The organism is Aquisalimonas sp. APHAB1-3 (assembly GCF_048323695.1).
Lineage (GTDB): Bacteria > Pseudomonadota > Gammaproteobacteria > Nitrococcales > Aquisalimonadaceae > Aquisalimonas.
Genome location: NZ_JBLWFT010000004.1, coordinates 49886 through 67902 on the forward strand (window position 1 = coordinate 49886; position 18017 = coordinate 67902).

Annotated in this window: 16 protein-coding genes; 9 read left to right on the forward strand and 7 right to left on the reverse strand. The window is 63.6% G+C overall.

Annotation, left to right across the window (positions count from 1 at the left end):
* Nucleotides 1-6: 6 nt before the first annotated feature.
* The 3 genes from glnA to ACNSTU_RS08480 all read right to left on the reverse strand — a co-directional run bounded on the left by glnA (nt 7) and on the right by ACNSTU_RS08480 (nt 2894).
* On the reverse strand, nt 7-1422 hold the full coding sequence (glnA, locus tag ACNSTU_RS08470; protein WP_418212259.1) for a glutamate--ammonia ligase: 1416 nt from the start codon (nt 1420-1422) through the stop codon (nt 7-9).
* A 199-nt stretch (nt 1423-1621) separates the two neighbouring features.
* Nucleotides 1622-1855, reverse strand: coding sequence for a sulfurtransferase TusA family protein (locus ACNSTU_RS08475; RefSeq protein WP_290635544.1), 234 nt, complete (start codon nt 1853-1855; stop codon nt 1622-1624).
* Nucleotides 1845-2894, reverse strand: a complete 1050-nt coding sequence (locus ACNSTU_RS08480; RefSeq protein ID WP_290635542.1) for a tRNA (5-methylaminomethyl-2-thiouridylate)-methyltransferase — start codon at nt 2892-2894, stop codon at nt 1845-1847. Before ACNSTU_RS08480 ends, ACNSTU_RS08475 begins: the two co-directional genes overlap by 11 nt.
* Before the next feature lie 198 nt (nt 2895-3092).
* Between ACNSTU_RS08480 and glyQ the strand changes: the two genes are divergently transcribed.
* From glyQ to ACNSTU_RS08500, 4 genes are all read left to right on the forward strand, one after another.
* Complete coding sequence (glyQ, locus tag ACNSTU_RS08485; protein ID WP_290635540.1) at nt 3093-3998, forward strand: glycine--tRNA ligase subunit alpha; 906 nt, start codon at nt 3093-3095, stop codon at nt 3996-3998.
* Nucleotides 3991-6069, forward strand: coding sequence for a glycine--tRNA ligase subunit beta (gene glyS / locus ACNSTU_RS08490; RefSeq protein ID WP_418212260.1), 2079 nt, complete (start codon nt 3991-3993; stop codon nt 6067-6069). Before glyQ ends, glyS begins: the two co-directional genes overlap by 8 nt.
* Before the next feature lie 7 nt (nt 6070-6076).
* Nucleotides 6077-6619 carry a D-glycero-beta-D-manno-heptose 1,7-bisphosphate 7-phosphatase gene (gene gmhB / locus ACNSTU_RS08495; protein WP_290635536.1) on the forward strand — a complete coding sequence of 181 codons (543 nt, stop codon included), beginning with the start codon at nt 6077-6079 and terminating at the stop codon, nt 6617-6619.
* A 69-nt stretch (nt 6620-6688) separates the two neighbouring features.
* Complete coding sequence (locus tag ACNSTU_RS08500; RefSeq protein WP_290637601.1) at nt 6689-7501, forward strand: lysophospholipid acyltransferase family protein; 813 nt, start codon at nt 6689-6691, stop codon at nt 7499-7501.
* Nucleotides 7502-7583: 82 nt separating this feature from the next.
* Here ACNSTU_RS08500 and gyrB read toward each other — a convergent pair whose 3' ends face one another.
* The 4 genes from gyrB to dnaA all read right to left on the reverse strand — a co-directional run bounded on the left by gyrB (nt 7584) and on the right by dnaA (nt 13776).
* Entirely contained in the window at nt 7584-10001 is a 2418-nt protein-coding gene (gyrB, locus tag ACNSTU_RS08505; protein ID WP_290635532.1) for a DNA topoisomerase (ATP-hydrolyzing) subunit B, read from the reverse strand.
* Nucleotides 10002-10029: 28 nt separating this feature from the next.
* Complete coding sequence (gene recF, locus ACNSTU_RS08510; protein ID WP_290635530.1) at nt 10030-11094, reverse strand: DNA replication/repair protein RecF; 1065 nt, start codon at nt 11092-11094, stop codon at nt 10030-10032.
* A 14-nt stretch (nt 11095-11108) separates the two neighbouring features.
* Nucleotides 11109-12209, reverse strand: coding sequence for a DNA polymerase III subunit beta (gene dnaN / locus ACNSTU_RS08515; protein ID WP_290635527.1), 1101 nt, complete (start codon nt 12207-12209; stop codon nt 11109-11111).
* 232 nt (nt 12210-12441) lie between these two features.
* Nucleotides 12442-13776, reverse strand: coding sequence for a chromosomal replication initiator protein DnaA (dnaA, locus tag ACNSTU_RS08520; protein ID WP_290635525.1), 1335 nt, complete (start codon nt 13774-13776; stop codon nt 12442-12444).
* Between the two features lie 375 nt (nt 13777-14151).
* Between dnaA and rpmH the strand changes: the two genes are divergently transcribed.
* From rpmH to mnmE, 5 genes are read left to right on the forward strand one after another with little or no spacing between them, the layout of a single operon-like run.
* Nucleotides 14152-14286, forward strand: coding sequence for a 50S ribosomal protein L34 (rpmH, locus tag ACNSTU_RS08525; protein WP_290635523.1), 135 nt, complete (start codon nt 14152-14154; stop codon nt 14284-14286).
* Nucleotides 14287-14298: 12 nt separating this feature from the next.
* The gene (gene rnpA, locus ACNSTU_RS08530) at nt 14299-14691 is read left to right on the forward strand and encodes a ribonuclease P protein component (protein ID WP_290635521.1); all 393 of its coding nucleotides are present in this window, start codon (nt 14299-14301) and stop codon (nt 14689-14691) included.
* Nucleotides 14649-14876 (forward strand): membrane protein insertion efficiency factor YidD, encoded by a 228-nt coding sequence (yidD, locus tag ACNSTU_RS08535; protein WP_290635519.1) that lies wholly within the window; start codon nt 14649-14651, stop codon nt 14874-14876. The genes rnpA and yidD overlap by 43 nt, the downstream gene beginning before the upstream one ends.
* A gap of 6 nt (nt 14877-14882) precedes the next feature.
* On the forward strand, nt 14883-16559 hold the full coding sequence (gene yidC, locus ACNSTU_RS08540) for a membrane protein insertase YidC (RefSeq protein ID WP_290635517.1): 1677 nt from the start codon (nt 14883-14885) through the stop codon (nt 16557-16559).
* Between the two features lie 16 nt (nt 16560-16575).
* A complete protein-coding gene (mnmE, locus tag ACNSTU_RS08545) occupies nt 16576-17916 on the forward strand; it encodes a tRNA uridine-5-carboxymethylaminomethyl(34) synthesis GTPase MnmE (protein WP_418212261.1) in 1341 nt (446 codons plus the stop codon).
* Nucleotides 17917-18017: the final 101 nt, after the last annotated feature.

Genomic DNA, 18017 nt, shown 5'->3' on the forward strand with positions numbered 1-18017 from the left:
GCCGAATCAGACGCTGAAGTACATGTCGAACTCCACCGGGTGGGTGGTCATGCGCAGACGCTGAACTTCCTCTTCCTTCAGCTCAAGGTAGGCGTCGATGGTGTCATCGGTGAACACGCCACCCTGCTTCAGGAACTCGCGGTCGTTGTCCAGGGCTTCCAGGGCCTCTTCCAGCGAGAAGGCGACCTTGGGGATCTCCTTCTCTTCTTCCGGCGGCAGGTCGTAGAGATCCTTGTCCATGGCATCGCCCGGGTGGATCTTGTTCTGCACACCGTCCAGGCCGGCCATCAGCATGGCGGCGAAGGCCAGGTACGGGTTGCCGGTGGGGTCGGGGAACCGGACCTCGATGCGGCGCGCCTTCGGGTTCGAGATCCACGGCACACGGATGGAAGCGGAGCGGTTACGGGCGGAGTACGCCAGCAGCACCGGCGCCTCGAAACCGGGCACAAGCCGCTTGTAGCTGTTGGTGGAGGCGTTGGCGAAGGCGTTGATGGCCTTGGCGTGCTTGATGATGCCACCGATGTAGTACAGCGCGGTCTCGCTCAGGCCACCATACTGGTCGCCCTGGAACTGGTTCTTGCCGTCCTTGGAGAAGGACATGTGCACGTGCATGCCGCTGCCGTTGTCGCCAACCAGAGGCTTGGGCATGAACGTGGCGGTCTTGCCGTAGGCGGCGGCCACGTTGTGCACGGCGTACTTGAGCTTCTGCACCTCGTCGGCCTTCTTGACCATGGTGTTGAACTCGACACCGATTTCGCACTGACCGGCAGTGGCCACCTCATGGTGGTGCACTTCAACACTCAGGCCGAGCTCTTCCATGGCCAGGCACATGGAGGTACGGATGTCATGCAGGCTGTCCACCGGCGGGACGGGGAAGTAGCCACCCTTGACCTTCGGGCGGTGGCCCATGTTGCCGTCGGAGTAGACGCGCTCGGAGTTCCAGCCGGCTTCCTCGGAGTCGATGCGGTAGAAACTGCCGCTCATCTCGGCGCCCCAGCGGACGTCGTCGAAGATGAAGAATTCCGGCTCCGGGCCGAAGAATGCGGTGTCGCCCAGGCCGGTGGACTGCAGGTACGCTTCGGCGCGCTTGGCGACGGAGCGCGGGTCGCGCTCGTAGCCCTGCATGGTGTTGGGCTCGATGATGTCGCAGGTGATGTTCAGCGTCAGCTCATCGAAGAACGGGTCGATGGTGGCGGTCTGCGGGTCCGGCATGAGAATCATGTCGGACTCGTTGATGCCCTTCCAGCCGGCGATGCTGGAGCCGTCGAACATCTTGCCGTCCTCGAAGAAGTCCTCTTCGACGGTGGCGGCCGGGATGGTGACGTGCTGCTCTTTCCCCTTGGTATCCGTGAACCGCATGTCCACGAATTTCACATCTTCGTCTTTGATCAGTTTGAGTACGTCGGCTGCGGTGCGTGACATGCCTTAACCTCCAGATGGGACGTAAGCCTCAGCAAAAGAATTCAACTCGCCATTTCGGGAAGCACGGACCGTGCCAGCACCACAAGACAGCAAGTTACGGGCGTTTCTGGTGCAGTGGTGCGGGAAACCGCTCCAATATGCACCGCGATCGTGCAAAATAAAACCGACAAGCACCAAAAAGGTGCATTGCTTGACGGGGTCAGTCCCGGACACGGATACAGACCCGGAGCGTGTCACCCTCCTCGAGGACGGCCTCCACACGATGACCGTGCACACGGCACCAAGCAGGCACATCCGCCTGCACCCCGGGGTCCGTTGCCAGCAGATGGACTTCGGCGCCGGGGGACATCCCGGCGATGGCATCCTGCACGCGGATCACCGGCATGGGGCACAACAACCCACGGGCGTCCACGATCACGGGCTCAGCCAACATACCACTCCTGCGGCACGTCGTCGGCTGCCATGGGCGCCACATCCAGTTCACGGGGCTCGCCACCCTTTTCTGTGACAGCGACACGCACGCGCTCGGCATCGCGGCCCTGGCTGAACCGGGCTACCAGACGCGCCGCAAGTTCCAGATCCTCGGCGCCGGCGTCTCCGTCCAGCAGGGCGAGCGGGCCACCGTGACTGGTGGGTACCAGGTGCGTGAACTGCCGGCGGTAGCCGTGCATGAACCGGTTCTCACCGTCTTCCCGCGAGACGATCAGCTTGAAATGGGGGCGCGGACGCAGATGCCGCCCCATTTTCAGAAGCATGATGTCGTCGAGTTCATAACGGCGCTCACCGCGGGCCTTCCACAGGTCCTGCAGCTTTCGCGAGTAGCTCGGATCGGTGAGAAAACAGCAGCCGCCGGCGGGCTGTGCATAGTCGTCGAGGCCGAACCGCTCCGCCAGTTCCATCTGCGGCTTGCGGGAGCGGCCGCTCCAGTCGAACAGCCGCTCGCGATCCACCCAGCCTTCACGCTCCGGCAACGTCGGCTCCAGCAGGCGCGCGCACAGCGGGCGCAGAAGCCGGTCATTGGCTCCGGATTCCTGGGCAATCACCGGCATGGTGCGCTTGAGCTGGGATTTCGGGCGCTGGCCGATGACTTCACCGGTGATGATGAAGTCGAAATCGTTGGCGTCCATCCACTGCCGGGCCTTCCCCACCATGAAGCCCTTGCAGTCCAGACATGGATTCATGAACTGGCCATAGCCGTGGCGCGGATTGATGACCACGTCCTTGTACTCTTCCACGGTGTCGATGATGTGGAGCTTGATCCCCAGCTGTTCGGCGACCCAGAGGGCGTTGTTGCGCTTGGGGCGGGCACGGTCCTTGTCCCTGACCGCATGGGTGTGGCCTTCCACGCAGAAGCCGGTGTAGAAGTTCAGGCCCTCTACGTGCACCCCCTGGTCGAGGATGGCTCGTGCGGCGAGCATGGAATCGAGGCCGCCGGAGATCAGAGCGACGGCACGGGGCTGGCGTTGGCTCATGGCGCGTCCGTACGAAGGCTGTTGCAAATCGCTCAGAATAACATGGGCAACACGGCGTGCGCCTTCTCCCTTGGAAGACCGAGAGGGTATACTCCACAGCCGGCCGGGCGTCCCAGCGGCGCTGGCTGGCACCGACTTTTCCACAGGCAGACCGCAGGGGGCAGTGTGGCGCAGCAGGGGCAGACGACGGCGAGGGCCGTGGACACTTTCCAGGGCCTGATCCAGGCGTTGCAGGATTACTGGGCGATGCAGGGTTGCATCGTCCTCCAACCGCTCGACATGGAGGTGGGCGCCGGTACCTTCCACCCCGCCACCTGTCTGCGCGCCATCGGTCCGGAGCCGTGGAATGCGGCCTACGTGCAGCCATCGCGCCGGCCGACCGACGGGCGCTACGGTGAAAACCCCAACCGCCTGCAGCACTACTACCAGTTCCAGGTGGTCATGAAGCCTTCGCCCGCCGAGTTTCAGGAACTCTATCTGGGCTCGCTCCGCCACGTGGGCCTGGACCCCCTTGTCCACGATGTGCGCTTCGTCGAGGACAACTGGGAGTCGCCGACGCTGGGTGCCTGGGGCCTGGGCTGGGAAGTCTGGCTGAACGGTATGGAGATCAGCCAGTTCACCTACTTCCAGCAGGTGGGCGGCCTGGACTGCCACCCGATCATGGGCGAGATCACCTACGGCCTGGAGCGGATCGCCATGTACCTGCAGGCGTGCGAGAGCGTCTACGACCTGGTGTGGACCCACGGGCCGCAGGGCCCGGTGACCTACGGCGACGTCTACCACCAGAACGAGGTGGAGCAGTCGGCGTACAACTTCGAGCACGCGGACGTGGAGGCTCACTTCGCCTGGTTCGAGCAGTGCGAGAAGGAGAGCATGCGCCTGGTGGAGCTGGGCCTGCCGCTACCGGCCTACGAGCAGTGCCTGAAGGCGTCGCACACGTTCAACCTCCTGGATGCCCGTCACGCAATCTCGGTCACGGAGCGGCAGCGCTACATCCTGCGTGTCCGGACCCTGGCACGGGCGGTCGCAAAGCTGTACTACGAGCGCCGGGAGTCACTGGGCTTCCCCCTGTGCACCGACCGCCAGGAGGTGGCCCATGGCTGAGTTCAACGATCTGTTGATCGAAATCGGTACGGAAGAACTGCCGCCGACGGCGCTGCGGTCCCTGCGGGATGCCTTTACCCGGGGCGTTACCGGTGGGCTGGATGAGGCCGGTATCGGCTTCGATGGCGCCCGTTCGTTCGCCAGTCCCCGGCGGCTCGCGATTCTTGTCGAGGGGCTGGTGGATCGGCAACCGGACCAGACGGAGGAACGCAAGGGGCCGGCCGTTACCGCCGCGTTCGACGCCGACGGCAACCCGACCAAGGCGGCGGAAGGGTTTGCACGATCCTGTGGCGTTGCGGTGGCCGACCTGGCGACCGAGAGCACGAAAAAGGGCGAGTGGTTGATGTACCGCGGCACCCGGGAGGGCGCCGCCACGGTCGCGCTGCTCCCGGACATCATCCAGGCTGCCCTGGATGCGCTGCCGATTCCCAAACGCATGCGCTGGGGGGCCGGTTCGGCCACCTTCGTGCGCCCCGTCCACTGGAGCGTCGCGCTGTACGGGGATGACGTGGTGCCCATGACACTGCTAGAGACCCGGGCCGGCCGGCACACCCGCGGTCACCGTTTTCATGCGCCTGACGCCATCGAACTGGCGAACGCCGGCGAGTACGCCCGACGGCTGGAACAGGACGGGTGGGTCATTGCCGACCTGGATGAACGCCGGGCGCGCATCGAGGAGCATGCCCGTGCAGCGGCCAAAGAACTCGGGGGCAACATTCTTGCCGACGATGCGTTGCTGGACGAAGTCGCCGCGCTGGTGGAATGGCCCGTGGTGATGGTCGGTGGCTTCGACGAACGGTTTCTCGACGTTCCCGCCGAGGCCCTGATCTCGAGCATGCAGGGACATCAGAAGTACTTCCCGATTCTCGACGGTGGCGGCAAGCTGTTGCCGCGGTTCGTGATGGTCGCCAACCTGGAAAGCCGCGATCCCCGGGAGGTGGTGCGCGGCAACGAGCGGGTGATCCGGCCGCGCCTCGCCGACGCCGAGTTCTTCTGGCAGCAGGACCGTCGTCGCTCCCTGGCGGATCGGGTGGACGACCTGCACAACATCGTCTTTCAGGACAAGCTTGGCACGCTGCATGACAAGCAGCGCCGGGTTGCCGCACTGGCGCGGACCATCGCGCCGGCCTTCGGCGCCGACCCGGACCTTTCCGAGCGCGCCGCCATGCTCGGCAAGTGCGACCTGGTCACGGAGATGGTGGACGAGTTCCCGGAGCTGCAAGGCACCATGGGGCGCTATTACGCGGCACACGACGGCGAGGACGATGCCGTCGCCGCGGCCATGGAAGAGCAGTACCAGCCCCGCTTCGCCGGCGATGTCACGCCTGCGGGTGCGGTTGGTCAGGTGCTCGCGGTCGCGGATCGGGCCGACACGCTCACCGGAATTTTCGCCATCGGCCAGGGGCCCACCGGCGACAAGGATCCGTTTGCACTGCGCCGGGCCGGTCTCGGGTTGGTGCGCATACTCATCGAACGTGAACGCGCGCTGTCGCTGCAGGAACTTCTGGGCAAAGCGGCCGCACAGCTCCCGACCGAACTCCGGGGAGAAGAGCACGTGGACACCGTGCGCGCATTCTGCCTGGAGCGGCTCAAGCGGTACTACCAGGATCAGGGCATTGGCGCCGAGCTCTTCGACGCGGTGGACGCCCTGGGTATCGATGACCCTGTCGATTTCCACCGGCGTCTTCAGGCCTGTTCAGAGTTTCTGCATATGGAGGAGGCGGACAGCCTTGCATCAGCCAACAAGCGGGTTCGCAACATCCTGCGGAAGCTGGACGGGAGCCCGCCGGAGACCGTAGACAGCGGGCTTCTCCAGATGACGGAGGAGCGCCAGCTCGCGGATCTGCTCGAGCCGCTGATGGTCGAGGTCGACGATTTGTCGTCCCGTGGCGACTATCGGAGTGCTTTGCAACGACTCGCTTCGGTCAGGGATCCCGTAGACGCCTTCTTCGACGGTGTCATGGTCATGGCCGATGATGATGCCGTGAGACGTAATCGCCTGGCACTGCTGGCGCGTCTGAACACACTGTTCGGCCGCGTGGCCGATCTGTCCCGGTTGCCAACCACGTAGGCACACCATGGCCAGGCCAGCGATCATGCTCGACCGGGACGGGGTCATCAACGTCGACTCTGATGCTTACATCAAGTCGGTGGACGAATGGCATCCATTACCGGGGAGCCTGGACGCGATCGCGCGCCTGTCCCGTGCAGGATGGGTAATCGCCGTTTGCACGAATCAATCCGGCGTCGGCCGGGGTCTGTTCACCGACGACACCGTCAGTGCCATTCACGCGGAGCTCCAGCGTCGACTCGCCGCGCTCGGCGGGCGGGTCGACGGCTTCTTTTACTGTCCCCACACCCCCGAGGCAGACTGTTCCTGCAGGAAGCCGAAGCCCGGGCTACTGACCCAGGCCGCAGCGGCACTGTCGTTCCCGCTTCAGGGCACACCCTTCGTCGGTGACAGCCGCCGGGACACGGACGCGGCGCGGGCGGTCGGCGCGACGCCCGTCCTGGTGCGGACCGGCAAAGGGACACGGACAATCGCCGACGGGGCTGGACTGCCTTGCTGGATCGAGGACGATCTGATGGCCGTTGTGACGCGGCTACTGGACAATGACTAACCTTTCAACAAGTAGAGCCATGTCTCAGTGAGTTTCTGCGCCGCTGTGGCAAGGCGCGAGGAGAACATTGTGGTCGATAAACACCATCCCCCGTTGCTGCAGCGAACCACCGGCGAGAAGATCCGCGCCGTCCCGCGGTCAGCGCTCTGGCTCATCGGTGCAATGGTGTGGACGCTCTTGTTTGGCACCATCGGCATCATCATCGCGCTTTTCCTTCCGTACTACCGCCGCTACTGGTTTTTCCTGCAATGGAGCTTCGGCTTGCTGTGGTGGACCCGCGTCGCCTGTGGCATCCGCTACGAGATCGAGGGGGAGGAAAACATTCCCGACGAGCCGTGCGTAGTGATGTGCAAGCACCAGTCGGCCTGGGAGACGCTGGCGCCTCAGTACTGGTTCAATCCCCAGACATGGGTTCTGAAGAAGGAGCTGCTTAAGGTTCCCATGGTGGGTTGGGCGCTGGGGATGTTGTCACCCATCGCGATCGACCGTTCGGCGCGTAAGGAGGCGATGCAGCAGATGCTGGACCAAGGGCGGGCTCGCCTGGCCGACGGCCGCTGGATCATCGTCTATCCGGAGGGGACCCGCATCCCGGCGGGTTACAGCGGGAAGTACCGTCGTGGGGGCGCGGTGCTCGCCTGGGAGACGGGAACGCCCGTGGTTCCCGTAGCACACAATGCAGGCGAATTATGGCCCCGCAATTCACTACTCAAGTATCCTGGGGTAATCCGCGTACGCATAGGCAAGCCGATGCAGCCAACAGCACCGTCGGCAGATGCGTTTCTTGAGGAGGTCCGCGAGTGGATCGAATCGAACACGCGCGAACTCAGCCAGGTCTACGAACAGCCAGCGGCATCGGCTGGTGTCGAAACCGGTAGGAAGTGAGCGCTGTTCCACGTGGAACACGTGTGCGTCGGAAAGGGGGGTGACGGCGCTGCAATCGCTGGTGCAACGCCGTCAAACGACACTAGATATCGAGATTGGTGGCGGCCAAGGCATTCCGCTCGATGAAGTCCCGCCGGGGCTCCACGTGATCTCCCATCAGCGTCGTGAACACCTCGTCGGCGGCCACCGCATCCTCGATACGCACCTGCAGTAGCCGACGACTGTCCGGGTTCATGGTCGTCTCCCAGAGCTGCTCCGGGTTCATCTCGCCGAGCCCCTTGTAACGCTGGATGTTCTGACCACGCTTCGACTCCTCCAGCAACCACTCGACGACCTCCCGCAGCGTGGTCACGGGCTGCGTGCGCTCACCGCGCTGGATGGACGCATCGTCCCCGAGCAGGCCGTCCAGCACCGTCGCAAGCTCACCGATGGCCCGGTACTCCGGCGTCAGGAAGAACTCCGGAGTGAAGCGGTTATCGTGCCGGATGCCGTGCCGCCGCTTGGACACCACGGCCTCCTGGAAACCCCCGTCACCGCCCGCGGTCACCGTCACCTGGTAGCGCGTCCCCTGGGGTTGGTGGACGTTGAGTTCATCGACTACACCCTGGAACCACTGTTGCATCCGCTCGGCGTCGGTGAAGTCCGGCTCGCCGATCACATCCGCGCTGAGCAGGGCCTCCAGGAACTCCCCGTCCCTGGTTCTGGACATGTGCTTGATGATATCCATTACGCGAAGATACTGCCGCGCCAGGGTCTCCAGCCCCTGCTCCCGGATCGGCGCCTGGTCTCCGCCCGGATAAAGGACGGCATTGTTCAGTGCCAGCTGCAGCAGGTATTCCGTCAGCTCCGCTTCGTCCTTGACGTAGTGCTCCTGCTTGCCACGTTTGACCTTGTAGAGCGGCGGCTGCGCGATGTAGACGTGACCACGCTCCACCAGCGTCAACATCTGCCGGTAAAAGAAGGTGAGAAGCAGCGTCCGGATGTGGGAGCCGTCCACGTCCGCATCGGTCATGATGATGATGCGATGATACCGCAGCTTGTCCGGATCAAAGTCTTCTCGACCGATACCGCAGCCTAGCGCCGTAATCAGCGTGCCCACCTCGGCGGAGGAGAGCATTTTGTCGAAACGCGCCTTCTCTACGTTGAGGATCTTGCCCTTGAGCGGGAGAATCGCCTGCGTCCGGCGGTCACGGCCCTGCTTGGCAGACCCGCCCGCAGAGTCACCCTCCACCAGATAGAGCTCGGACTGCGACGGATCCCGCTCCTGGCAGTCCGCCAGTTTGCCCGGCAGCCCGGCCACATCAAGGGCGCCCTTGCGGCGGGTCATCTCCCGAGCCTTGCGCGCCGCCTCCCGCGCGCGCGAGGCGTCCACCACCTTCTCGGCGATCGCCTTCGCCTCGGTTGGGTGCTCGGAGAGGAAATCACCCAGGCTCTCTGCCATCACCGACTCCACGGCGGTCTTCACCTCCGAGGACACGAGCTTGTCCTTGGTCTGGGAGGAGAACTTAGGGTCCGGCACCTTCACGGACACCACCGCCGTCAGTCCTTCCCGCGCGTCGTCCCCCGTGGGCGTTGTCTTCACCTTCTTGAGGAACCCTTCACGCTCCAGATACTGGTTGAGAGTCCGGGTAAGCGCCGCGCGGAAGCCCGCCATGTGGGTTCCGCCATCCCGCTGCGGGATGTTGTTGGTGAAGCAGAAGATGTTCTCCTGGTAGGAGTCGTTCCACTGCAGCGCCACGTCCACGCCCAGGTCACCGCGCCACGACGTGATGTGTATCACGTCCTTGTGCAGCGGGTTCTTGTTCTTGTTCAGATGCTCGACGAATGCGCGAATGCCCCCGTCGTACTGGAACACGTCCGATTTCTCGGTCCGTTCGTCGCGGAGCTCCACCCGGATCCCGGGGTTCAGAAACGACAGCTCCCGGAACCGCTTTGCCAGCAGATCGAAGTGGAAATCGATGTTGGTGAAGATCTCGGCACTGGGGCGGAACGTGATCTGCGTACCCGACTCTTCGGTCTCGCCGATGACCTTCAACGGCTCCACGGGCTCCCCGAGCCTGAACTCCTGGAGGTGGATCCGTCCGTTTTTCTTGACGGTGAGCTGCAGTTTCTCGGACAGAGCGTTGACCACGGACACCCCGACTCCGTGAAGGCCACCCGACACCTTGTAACTGTTGTTGTCGAACTTACCACCGGCGTGAAGGACCGTCATGATCACTTCGGCGGCCGAGCGCCCCTCTTCCGTGTGGGTGTCGACCGGAATCCCGCGTCCATCATCCGTCACCGTGACCGAGTTGTCCGTGTGAATCTGTACGCTGATGGTCGAACAGTGGCCGGCGAGCGCCTCGTCGATGGAGTTGTCCACGACCTCGAACACCATGTGGTGGAGGCCTGTGCCGTCGTCCGTGTCCCCGATGTACATGCCCGGACGCTTGCGGACAGCATCCAGCCCTCGCAAGACCTTGATGCTTCCGGAATCATAACTGGGATTGGTGCTCATGACGGTTCCCTTTTGCTGTGTGCCAGCATTATATCATTTCCTGTAACACGCCCTGTTCCACGTGGAACAGCCGACCTGCGGCCACCGGCAGTGCGTCTGCGTCAATGGCCGTGAGAAAGACCTGGCCCTGGTTATCCTGGATGGCGTCGAGCACGGCTGCGCGGTACTGCACATCCAGCTCCGCCGGGAGATCATCTACCAGCAACACGGGCTGGATCCCGCCCTGATCCGCGATCACCGAAGCCTGAGCAAGCAACATGGCAATAACCAGCACCTTCTGCTGCCCCCTGGAGAGCCAATGCTGTGCTTCCATCCCTTGAGCTCGCAGTTGTAGATCGGCACGGTGCGGACCGGACAGGGTGTACCCCATATTCATCTCCGACTCGCGCTGCTCCGGGAGCACCTCGGCCAACGACCTGGCCTGGGACCAGCCGCGGCGATACACAAGCTGCACCGGCGCATCGGGTAACCAGCGTTGGAGATACTGATCCAGATGGGGCTGAAGGAGTGTCAGAACCGAACGACGAAACTCGTCGAGCAACGAGGCCGCCGCCACCAACTCACCTTCAAGCGCACGTGCGGTGCGGAGATCGCTTTCGCGCAGGGCCGCGTTGCGCTGCCGCAAAGCCCGATCGTAGCGGCGCCAGGCAGAATGGTAGGCCTGTTCCACGTGGAACGCAGACCAGTTGAGGTAGCTGCGGCGCGCAGCGGGCCCGTCCTGTAACAGGCGCTGACTCTCCGTGTTGATAACCTGGACCGGCAACCAGCGCGCAAGCTCCGACAGACCGCGTGCATCCTGCCCGTCCACACGCACCCGCGTACCTTCGGCTCCCCGTGCGACCCCCAGACGGTGCACGCCCGTGCCGAACTCCACATCGCCGCGGATCACCAACTCCGCGGTTCCGTCCCGTCGAACCCGGTCGAGACGCGCAGTGCGGAAACTCCGCACCCGAGCCAGCACGTGAATCGCTTCCAGTACGCTGGTCTTTCCCGCCGCGTTTGCCCCGACAATGACGTTGCATCGGGGGTCGCACTGGACCGTGGCGTCGGCGAGGTTGCGCACGCCGGAAAGTGTAAGGCTTGCGATTGCCACCGGCGCGCAACGCGCTACAGACGCATGGGCATGACGACGTAGCGATAACGGCCATCATCCGGGTCTTCGACCACAGTGCTGCTGTTGGAGTCCACCAGACCCATCTGGATCCGATCTCCGTCGATGGCGTTCAGCGCGTCGAGCAGGTAACTAGCGTTGAAACCGATCTCCATCCCCTCGGCCTGGTAATCCACACCCAGTTCCTCATCAGCCTGCTCCTGCTCGGGATTGTTCGACTGGATCCGCAGCTGCTCGGGTTCCAGCATGAACCGCACCCCCCGATACTTCTCGTTCGAGAGAATGGATGCCCGGACCAGCGCCTGGCGCAACGGCTCCCGGTCCGTTTGCATGATCCGGTCTTCCACCGTCGGGATAACCCGCTGGTAATCCGGGAACCGCCCGTCAATCAACTTCGAGGTGAACCGCAGCTCCGGCAGGGTGACACGGATGTGGTTACCGCCCAGCTCCACCCGAACCTGTTCATCCGTATCGTCCAGCAGGCGCAGCAGCTCCTGCACCCCCTTGCGCGGAACGATCACCTGGGACGGTTCGTCCGCGGCAACATCGCCCTCGAGCTCTCCAAGCGCCAACCGATGGCCATCCGTCGCGACCGCCCGGAGCCGTCCCGGCTCCAGCTCGAGCAACAATCCGTTGAGATAGTAACGGACGTCCTGCAGTGCCATGGAGAAGTGCGTTTTCTCGATCAGCTTGCGCAGTTCGGGCTGGGGCAGGAGCAGAGGCCGGGTATCACCGATATCTTCCACGGTTGGGAATTCCGTGGCGGGAAGGGTTGCCAGTGTGAAACGGCTGCGCTCAGCCGTAATCACCGCCCGATCGCCGTCCAGATTGATGGAAACCTCTGCGCCTTCCGGCAGGTTCCGCATGATATCCATCAGCTTGCGTGCCGGCAGCGTGATCTGACCGGGTTCTTCGACGCCGGTGCTGGTCCGTGCCACCAGTTCCACTTCAAGGTCCGTGGCCGTCAATGCGATGCCCTGCTCGTCGGCAACCAGGAGGACATTCCCGAGGACCGGAAGGGTTTGCCTGCGTTCGACGACGCCAATGACGGACTGCAGTGGCCGGAGCAGCGCTTCTCGTTGGAGCTTGATCTTCATGTCAGTGTCCACCTGGTCATAATTACTATCTTTTCTTTACCTAAAGAACCTGTTGTTGTTATTACGGCTGCCCCGGATTGTGGGCAACCAGGTAATCACCCTGCAAGTCAGTTACTTGTTTCGTGTTCCCGGCTGTATGGAACGGTGCACATACAACCGTACAGCCTGGAGACAACCTGTGGACAAATCGGGCTGGTTATCGCCGGCAAAAGTTGTTCCCAGGTTATCCACATCAAGTTGTTAGGGTTCTCAACAGGTTTCCAAAGTCCTCGTCAATGCGACTGTCGCCCTGGCGCAGCTCCTCCACCTTACGGCACGCGTGCAGCACCGTGGTGTGATCCCGCCCACCGAATGCGTCACCGATCTCGGGCAGGCTGTGGCTGGTCAGTTCCTTCGCCAGAGCCATCGCCACCTGCCTGGGCCGCGTGATCGAACGGCTGCGGCGTTTCGAGAGCAGATCCGCGACCCGGATCTTGTAATACTCCGCCACGGTCTTCTGGATGTTCTCCACCGTGACCAGCTTGTCCTGCAGCGCCAGCAGATCCTTGAGCGCTTCCTTGGTGAAATCGAGGGTGATGGCCTGGCCGGTGAACTGCGCATTGGCGACCACCCGCTTCAGCGCGCCTTCCAGTTCGCGGATGTTCGACCAGATGCGTTTGGCGATGAAGAAGGCAACCTCATCGGGCAACTCGACGCCGTCCTGACTCGCCTTGCTCATGAGGATCGCGACCCGGGTTTCCAGCTCCGGCGGTTCGATGGCGACGGTGAGCCCCCAACCGAACCGCGACTTCAGGCGTTCCTCCAGACCGTCCACCTCCTTGGGGTAACGGTCACACGTGAGCACGACCTGCTGCTGTCCTTCCAGCAGTGCGTTGAACGTGTGGAAGAACTCCTCCTGGGAGCGCTCCTTGCGGGCAAAGAACTGAATGTCGTCGATCAGCAACGCATCGGCGCCACGGTAGTGTCGTTTGAACTCGTTGATGGCGTTGTGCTGCAACGCCTTGACCATATCCCCCACGAAGCGCTCCGAATGGAGATACAGCACTTTCGCTCCGGGGCGGTCGCGGAGGATCAGGTTGCCGACGGCATGCATCAGATGGGTCTTGCCGAGCCCGACACCGCCGTAGAGGAACAGCGGGTTGTAGGCGGCACCGGGGTTACCGGCGACCTGTGTGCACGCCGCCCGCGCCAACTGGTTGGATTTACCCTCGACGAATGTGTCGAACGTAAACTTGGGGTTGATATTGCTGCTGGCCGGTGTCCGTGTCTGCTCCTGGCGCGGCTGGCTGCCGGTACGGCTGGTGGTCTGGACGGCCGGCGCCGCCTGACTGCCGATTTCCAGCACCACTTCACGCAGTCCGGGCCCGTCGGATGCCGTAATCAGGCTCCTGATCCGGTCCAGAAAATGGTCGCGGACCCAGTCCATGACGAACCGGTTCGGGGCGAGCAACCGGAGCTGGCCCTGTTCTTCCACGGCCTGCAGGGGGCGGATCCAGGTGTTGAGTTGCTGCTCCGGGATCTCGCCTTCCAGCCGCGAGAGACAATAATTCCACGCTGAGTTGCCCACGAGTGGCCCCCAATACAGGCAGTCGGATGTCGAGTAAGGTTCAGGAATCGTGACCCCTCCAGGCGTTGCCGGGCGCTTCCCGGCTGCACGCCGCTGGGGGGTGCAAAGACGTGCTCCATTCCGCACGGTACCACGGCGGGCGATGCCCTGTTCCGACGGTCGTCGGCCGTCTTCTGAATCTCCGAAGTCTATACCCACAGCCGGACTCTATCCACAACGCGAACACGCTCGGGGATGAGTGGCAGGTAATTGCCCGCGGCGTGAGGGCTTGGGCGCGACTTTCGTTGACACGGACCGGCCACAGCGGTAAATTCGCCGGCTCGATTTCCGCCGTATCCATTCACCCGGTACGTCACCAGAAAACGGAACTGAATCATGAAGCGCACCTATCAGCCCAGCGTTATCAAGCGCAAGCGGACTCACGGCTTCCGCGCCCGCATGGCCACCAAGAATGGCCGGCAGGTTATCAAGGCTCGTCGCGCCAAGGGTCGTGTCCGGCTGACCCCCTGATCCGTCAGACGGATGGGTGACGCACCGCTGGCATTTCCGCGCGCGGCAAGATTACTGACGCCACGCGACTTCCAGCGGGTGTTCGCCAGTGCGGACCGCGTCTCCGACCGGTATTTTACGGTCCTGTTCAGGGCGTCGGATCAACACGCCGCGCGCCTCGGACTTGCTGTCGGACGCAAGGCGTCACAGCGGGCCGTTGATCGGAACAGAATAAAACGAATCGCGCGGGATTCCTTCCGCCATCGACGCGCCTCACTGCCACCGGTTGATGTGGTGCTGATGGCCCGGCCCGCAGCCCGAAACGCCAGCGGGGTTGATCTCCACAACGCGCTGGCGAAGCTCTGGCAGCGATTGGTGAAACGATGCGAACAGTCGTCACACGCATCCTCCGGCTCTACCAGCTGATCATCAGCCCGTTGTTCGGCCCGTGCTGCCGGTTCCACCCGTCCTGCTCGCAGTACGCCATTGAAGCCGTAAGCAGCCACGGGGTCATGCGCGGGACCTGGCTCGCCGTCAGACGCCTGCTCAAGTGCCATCCCTGGCATCCCGGCGGGGTCGACCCCGTCCCCGAACCACCTGCGAAAGACTGAGACTCGATGGATACGCAACGGATACTCCAGTTCTTTGCCCTCGGCCTCGTGCTCGTCCTGATCTGGACGGCCTGGCAGGAAGACTACGGTGCGCGCGCCCCGGAAGAGCCGGTGGCCGAAGAGGAAGTGGCAGAACCACCCGCGGACGCGCCGGCAGAGCCTGCTGATCCGGAAGCGCCGGCTGATGATGCACCGGCGGAACAGCCCGCAGCGCAGGACGAGGAGACGCCCGCGACGGCTTCCGGCGAACGGCTGGAGCGCGGGGAGACCGTCCGTGTCCGCACCGACAAGCTGGATGTGGAGCTGAGCACCAGGGGCGGGGAAATCCGCCAGGTCGACCTGCTGCAGCACTTCAGAACCCTGGAGGGTGAAGAGCCGCTGCGTCTGATGAGCGACCGTCTTGATGAACTGTTCATTGCGCAGATCGGCCTTCTGCCCCGTGAAGGCGACGGTCCGGGGCCCCAGAGCACGTTCGCCATCGAGTCCACGGAGTACGAGCTGGGCGAGAACGAGGACACCATCGAAGTCCCCATGGTCTGGGAGAACGAGGATGGCGTCCGTGTGACCCGCCGCTACATTTTCTCCCGCGACAGCTACGTCATTGAGGTGCGGCACGAGGTGGAGAATGCCTCGGACGCGGACTGGGCACCGTTCCAGTACGCGCAGCTGCGCAGCGGCGAGATCGACGATGGCACGTCCTGGTTCATCTACACCTACACCGGCGGTGTCGTTCATGGTGAGGAGGAGCGTTACGACAAGATCTCCTTCTCCGACATGCGTAGCAGTGATCTCTCCCGGGATCTCACCAACGGCTACGCGGCCATGCTTCAGCACTATTTCGTGGGCGCGTGGATTCCGCCGCGGGATGAGCGGCATACGTATTACAGCCGTGCTCTGGACAACAATCAGTACCTGCTCGGTCTGTCGTCACCGCGCAAGACGATCACGGCGGGGTCCTCCGGTACCTTCGAGCACAAGCTCTGGGTCGGCCCCAAGGAGCAGGAACGGCTGGCGGAAGTTGCCGAAGGGCTCGATCTCACTGTCGATTACGGCTGGTTGACCATCATCTCCAAGCCGCTGTTCATCGCCCTGTCCTGGATTCACGGCATCGTCGGTAACTGGGGCTGGTCGATCGTCATCCTGACCCTGGGCATCAAGCTGGTGTTCTACAAGCTCTCGGAGACCAGCTATCGCTCCATGGCGCGCATGCGCAAGCTGCAGCCCCGCATGCAGCAGCTGAAGGAGCGCTATGGCGATGACCGTCAGGCCATGAACCAGGCCATGATGAAGATGTACAAGGAGGAGAAGATCAATCCTCTCGGCGGCTGCCTGCCGATTCTTGTACAGATCCCGGTGTTCATCGCCCTCTACTGGGTGTTGCTCGAGAGTGTCGAGCTGCGCCATGCGCCATTCATCCTGTGGATCAATGACCTGTCCAGTCCGGATCCCTTCTTCGTGCTGCCGCTGCTCATGGGTGCAAGCATGCTCCTGCAGCAGAAGCTGAATCCGGCCCCCATGGATCCGATCCAGCAGAAGATCATGATGGCGTTGCCGGTGGTGTTCACCGTGTTCTTCATGTTCTTCCCGGCCGGGCTGGTGCTGTACTGGGTGGCGAACAACGTGCTGTCCATTGCCCAGCAGTGGTTCATCACGCGGCGGATTGAACGCGGCGAAAGCGAGTAGCGACGCGGTAGACGCCGTGGATACCCAGACCATCTGTGCCGTCGCCACACCCCCTGGGCAGGGGGGTGTGGGCGTGGTGCGCGCCTCCGGCCCGGGCGCTCGCCGCCTGCTGGAAACGGTTGCCGGCCCGATGCCCGAACCACGGTACGCCGCATTTCGCCGGTTTCGCGGCGAGAGGGGCGATACCCTGGACGAGGGGCTGGTGCTCTGGTTCCCGGGCCCACGCTCCTTTACGGGCGAAGACGTGGTCGAGTTTCAGGGTCACGGCGGGCCCGTGGTCATGGATCGTCTGCTGCGTCGGCTCACGGGCCTGGGGGCCCGGCTCGCCCGACCGGGCGAATTCTCCGAGCGCGCCTTTCTCAACGGGCGTCTCGATCTGGCCCAGGCGGAAGCCGTGGCCGACCTCATTGCCGCAGGTTCGGAAGCGGGGGCAAAGGCCGCCATGGCCTCGCTGCAGGGCGCATTCTCGGAACGGGTCCACGCGCTGACCGAAGCGCTGGTCGCGTTGCGCGTCTATGTGGAGTCGGCCATCGATTTCCCGGATGAGGAGATCGATTTCCTCGGGGACGGCGAAGTGGCGGCGCGACTGCGGCGGGTCCGTGCCGATCTGGACGCGGTCCGGGCCGCGGCAGGGCAGGGGCGCGTGCTGCGCGACGGCATGACCGTCGTGATCGCCGGTCGCCCCAACGCCGGAAAATCAAGCCTTCTGAACGCCCTGGCCGGCGACAGCCCCGCCATCGTCACCGACATCGCGGGCACCACGCGGGATGTCCTGCGCGAGCACATCCAGATCGACGGTATGCCACTCCATGTCATCGATACGGCCGGGCTGCGCAACAGCGACGAGCCCGTGGAGCAGGAAGGTATCCGCCGTGCATGGCAGGCCATCGAGACGGCGGATCGGCTGTTGCTTGTGGTGGATGACCGGGACGGCGTGGGCACACCGGAACGGGAGATTCTTGCCCGGCTCCCGACCGGCCTCCCGGTGACACTGATCCGTAACAAGGCGGATCTCTCCGGCGCCGCCACCGGCCTCGATCACGGTGGTGACCACGACGCGGTGACCCTGAGCGCCGTAAGCGGTTCCGGGCTGGGGGATCTTCGCGAGCACCTCAAGGACTGCATGGGGTATACCGCCGCCGAGAGTGGATTCATCGCCCGCCGTCGTCACCTGGATGCCCTCGTCCGCACGGACACCGCGCTGGCGGCCGCGGAGCAACAACTGGCTCTCGGTGCCGGGGAGCTAGTGGCGGACGATCTTCGCCGCGCCCAGGACGCGCTCGGGGAGATTACCGGGTCATTCACCACCGAAGACCTGCTCGGCGAGATCTTCTCCACCTTCTGTATCGGCAAGTAGCCACCCCGCGTTCCACGTGGAACGGGGCCCGGGTGCTGTGAGCTGGGACCGCATCCGGACGGCCTGCTACACTACCGTGTTCTTCGTAACTGATTGTCTGG

Bases quoted from the DNA above. Each gene is read 5' to 3' on its own strand.
- glnA (WP_418212259.1), bottom strand. From the start codon at position 1,422: ATGTCACGCACCGCAGCCGACGTACTCAAACTGATCAAAGACGAAGAT.
- ACNSTU_RS08475 (WP_290635544.1), bottom strand. From the start codon at position 1,855: ATGTTGGCTGAGCCCGTGATCGTGGACGCCCGTGGGTTGTTGTGCCCC.
- ACNSTU_RS08480 (WP_290635542.1), bottom strand. From the start codon at position 2,894: ATGAGCCAACGCCAGCCCCGTGCCGTCGCTCTGATCTCCGGCGGCCTC.
- glyS (WP_418212260.1), top strand. From the start codon at position 3,991: ATGGCTGAGTTCAACGATCTGTTGATCGAAATCGGTACGGAAGAACTG.
- gmhB (WP_290635536.1), top strand. From the start codon at position 6,077: ATGGCCAGGCCAGCGATCATGCTCGACCGGGACGGGGTCATCAACGTC.
- gyrB (WP_290635532.1), bottom strand. From the start codon at position 10,001: ATGAGCACCAATCCCAGTTATGATTCCGGAAGCATCAAGGTCTTGCGA.
- dnaN (WP_290635527.1), bottom strand. From the start codon at position 12,209: ATGAAGATCAAGCTCCAACGAGAAGCGCTGCTCCGGCCACTGCAGTCC.
- rpmH (WP_290635523.1), top strand. From the start codon at position 14,152: ATGAAGCGCACCTATCAGCCCAGCGTTATCAAGCGCAAGCGGACTCAC.
- rnpA (WP_290635521.1), top strand. From the start codon at position 14,299: ATGGGTGACGCACCGCTGGCATTTCCGCGCGCGGCAAGATTACTGACG.
- yidD (WP_290635519.1), top strand. From the start codon at position 14,649: ATGCGAACAGTCGTCACACGCATCCTCCGGCTCTACCAGCTGATCATC.
- yidC (WP_290635517.1), top strand. From the start codon at position 14,883: ATGGATACGCAACGGATACTCCAGTTCTTTGCCCTCGGCCTCGTGCTC.